The 3,264-nt window shown below is 39.0% G+C and carries 1 protein-coding gene; it reads right to left on the reverse strand.

Annotated elements, in window-relative coordinates; all coding sequences use genetic code 11:
• On the reverse strand, positions 1 to 3,264 hold a 3,264-nt coding region (locus tag HMPREF2637_RS11545; protein ID WP_305367101.1), incomplete at both ends, for an SspB-related isopeptide-forming adhesin.

Here is a 3,264-nt window from a genome sequence, read left to right on the forward strand (position 1 = left end):
CATCGCCAAGTGACTTAGTGAAGCCATCTTTAAGGTTAGCTGTGATCACACCATTGTTAACAGTGATATCAAATTTAGAAGTTACATCGTCTCCTGTTACAGAGTCATACGCTTTAATCTTAGTAGCGTCAAGTTCCAACTTAGTTTCGTCGAAGTCATCTGAGATACCAACTGTTTGGATGTTATCTTTGTTGTTTGCGTCAAATTTAGTTGTATCCAACCATACTTGGTAAACCAACTTGTCGCCACGGTTAACAGTCTTGGTATTCAAGTTTTGTTTTTCGTTGTTTGAGGCATCGTCCGCATATGGGTTCGCATTTGTGTCTGCGTACTTGTCTGCCAACTCTTTATCATCATCAACGAGCTTGTCACCAGTGATATCGAATTTCTCTTCAGAAACAACGTATTTCTCTGGTTGGAACTTAGGTTCTTCTGGAGGAGTCACACGGTTGTTAAATTCTTTATCCGCAGGGTCTGTCACGTTTGTGATCAAGGCTTTCGCTGTACCATCATGGGAAACAGTAACAGTTACAACAGCAGCCATTTCATCGTAAGTGACAGTTGCATCAGTACCCTTAACCTCTGTTACAGTGTACTTGTAAGTACCTTCTTGACCCTTCTGGTATTTAAGGGCTGTAACAGTTTTACCAGCTTTATTTGTGTACTCTACTGGAGAGAATTTGATCTTACCAGCTGCATCGTTGGTTGCAGTTGCAATCACAACATTGTCGCTATCTTTCAACTCGAATGTGAATTCGCCAGCTTTAAGGTCACGACCTTCCAATTTCTTAGTGAAGTTGAATTCTACTGAGATTGGAACACTGTTTACACGTTTTTCAGTTGGTTTGTTTGGTTTTTCAACTGTCTTGCTTACTGGGTTGTAGTAGTTAACAACTTGGGCTGCTTTGTTTTCGATATCTGCACCAGCTACAACATCGTCTTTCACTGTTGCTGGAATATCAAATTTATAGTAGCGTCCAAATTCAAACTTAGTTGTATCAATGATTTGTGTGTTTTCAGCGTCGCCAAGTGACTTCGTGAAGCCTGCTTTCAGGTTAGCTGTCAGAACACCATTGTTATCAGCGATATCGAATTTAGTCGTAACATCTGCACCAGTAACTGAATCGTAAACCTTGATATCTGAAGCATTAACAGTCAATTTATCCTTGTCGTAGTTATCTGTGATACCTACTGTTTGGATGTTATCTTTGTTATTTGCGTCAAACTTAGTTGTATCCAACCATACTTGGTAGTAAAGTTTTTGACCACGTTCAACTGTCTTAGTATTTAAGTTTTCTTCTTCGTTGTTGTTTGTATTATCGACATATGGGTTTGTGTTTGTTTCACCATATTTATCTGTCAATTCAGAATCATCATCAACGAGTTTAGTACCAGTGATATCGAATTTCGCTTTAGAAACAACGTATTTCTCTGGTTGGAACTTAGGTTCTTCTGGTGGTGTTACACGGTTGTTGAATTCTTTATCAGCAGCATCTGTTACGTTGGCAACGATTGCTTTAGCTGTACCGTCGTGTGAAACAACAACTTTAACAGTGGCAACCATTGTGTCGTATTTGACAGTTGTATCTGTACCAGGAGTTTCTTCAACTGTGTAGTTGTAAGTCTTACCAAGATCATCGCGACCAAATTTAAGAGTCTCGAAGACAATCTTACCAGCAGCGTCGTTCTTCACGCGTTCAACTTCAACGCCGTCTTTCTTCAATACGAATTCGAATTCGTTAGCTTGAAGTTCACGACCTTCCAAACGTTTAGTGAAGTTCATTTCCACTGGAACTGGAACGCTGTTAACACGTTTTTGTGTTGGTTTTTCAGGTTTTTCAACTGTCTTGCTTACTGGGTTGTAAACGTGAACTGTTTGGTTGGCTTTATTTTCAATATCAGCACCAGCTTTAACAGATTCTTTAACAGTTGCTGGGATATCAAATTTATAGTAACGTCCAAAGGCGAATTTAGTAGTATCGATAACAGGATTGTTTACTTTATCTTTGATAAATTCATCTTTAGAAGTTGCAGTGATTGTGCCATTTTCAACTTTGATGACGAATTTAGCAGTCACGTCTGCACCAGTTACTGAATCGTATGCTTTGATGTCAGCAGCGTTAACGTCCAATTTTTCTGCATCGTATGTATCAGATACACCAACGTATTGGATGTTGTTAGCTTCTGTGAATTTAGTAGTATCAAGCCATACTTGGTATACCAATTTAGAACCGCGTTCAACAGTCTTAGTATTCAAGTTTTCTGGTTCGTTGTTTTTAACACCATCAACATATGGATTCTCATTTGTTGCTGTGTACTCGTTACCAGGTACATCATCGTCGTCATCCATCAACTTGTCACCAGTAATGTCATATTTCTCTTTAGAAACGACAAATTTTTCTGGTTGGAATTCAGGAGTTTCTGGAGGAGTGACTTTGTTGTTGAATTCTTTATCGGCAGTACCGTCAGTAGCATTACCGTTGGCATCAACCCCACCAGTTGAAGATACGTTTGTAACCGTAGTCAATGAATGACCGTTCTTAGCAACTTCAACTGTAACAGTAGCTTTCATCTTATCGTAAGTCATACCAAACTCTTTGTTGGCTGGGATAACTTCTTCTACTGTATAAGTATGAGTACCTACTTTAGTGTTGTCGAATGACAAGTTAGAGAATGAAACATTACCAGCAGCATCATTTTTAACTGTTTCAACTACTGCACCTGTAGAATCTTTCAATACGAAGCTGAATTCACCTGCTTTAAGTTCACGACCTGCCAATTTCTTAGTAAAGTCGAACTTAGTTACAACTGGAGCAACTACATAGTTGTTGAACTCAGTGTCTTCAGGCATTGTAACTGCAGCGTTCAAAAGACCTGTTTGAGCGTCTTTTGTGACATTGACAGTTACAACTGCGTTCATTGAATCATAATCAATGTTTGTATCTGTTCCAGCTACTTCACGTACAGTGTAAGTGTGCGTACCTTCAGTTGCATATGAGATTGAATCAAATTGGATTGAACCATCAGCCGCATTCTTCTTAGTTTGGATCACATTGCCGTTTTCAAGCAATTCGAAGGTGAAGGCATTTGCTTCAAGAGTCTTACCTTCCAAACGTTTTGTGAAGCGGAATTGTGCTTGTGTTGGAGATGAAGTGAATGTATTGTTGAATTCTTTGTCGGCTGGAAGTGTATTAACAGCTTTAAGAACATGACCATCTTTAGTAACAGTAATTGTTACTTCAGCTTTCATTGGGTCATATTGCA

The sequence above is a fragment of the Streptococcus sp. HMSC065H07 genome, assembly GCF_001837325.1.
In the GTDB taxonomy this organism is placed as follows: Bacteria; Bacillota; Bacilli; order Lactobacillales; family Streptococcaceae; genus Streptococcus; species Streptococcus salivarius_H.